Consider the following 688-nt stretch of genomic DNA (forward strand, 5'->3'; position numbering starts at 1 on the left):
CCCCCGAGCCCACGTTCTCCGATGTGGCCCCGCCGGCCCCGCCGAAGCCGCTGGACATCATCTCCAGCGCGAAGCGGGACAAGGCGCCGATCAGCACCGGCACGCTCTTCCCTGGCGAAAAGGCCGTCGGGAACGGCCATGAGTACAGCAAGGCCGCGACCGCCGCCACGAAGAACTGCGCGACGGCGACCCAGGGCGGCCTCGGCTCCGTCCTCACCAACAACGGCTGCCGCCAGTTGTTCCGCGCGACCTTCTCCAAGGACGGCGTCGCGGTCACCGTCGGCATCGCCGTCTTCGACACCAAGGCGGCGGCGGAGCGGGCCAAGAATCAGTCGGGGCCCAATGTGGCGTCCCTCGCCGGCGGCGGCGTACCCGTCTTCTGCCGCCAGGCGGACTGCCAGGCATCCGCCAACGCCATCGGCCGCTATGCCTACTTCACCATCGCCGGCTACACCTCCGGCGCGGACGTGACCACCAGCGACACCAAGGCGGTGGGGGCGGGACGCGATATCGCGGACTACGCCTTCCGCCGCATCCTGGAGCGCGGCAACCAGCAGGCGTCGGCGGCGGCTTCTAGTTGGTGGCCGCCGCCGTTGCTGGTGCCTGCTGGTTGCCGCGCTCCAGGATGCGTTGGAAGGTGTAGTCCGCGATATCTCGTCTCGCCCCCACCTCCTTGGTGTCGCTGGCG

General features: G+C 70.1%; 1 protein-coding gene. It reads left to right on the forward strand.

Features of this window, described 5'->3' with window-relative positions; translation table 11 throughout:
• Positions 1-688: hypothetical protein (locus CCN51_RS51950; protein WP_245881901.1), on the forward strand; the 688-nt coding region annotated here is incomplete at both ends.

Source organism: Streptomyces milbemycinicus (assembly GCF_002154605.1).
Classification (GTDB): Bacteria; Actinomycetota; Actinomycetes; order Streptomycetales; family Streptomycetaceae; genus Streptomyces; species Streptomyces milbemycinicus.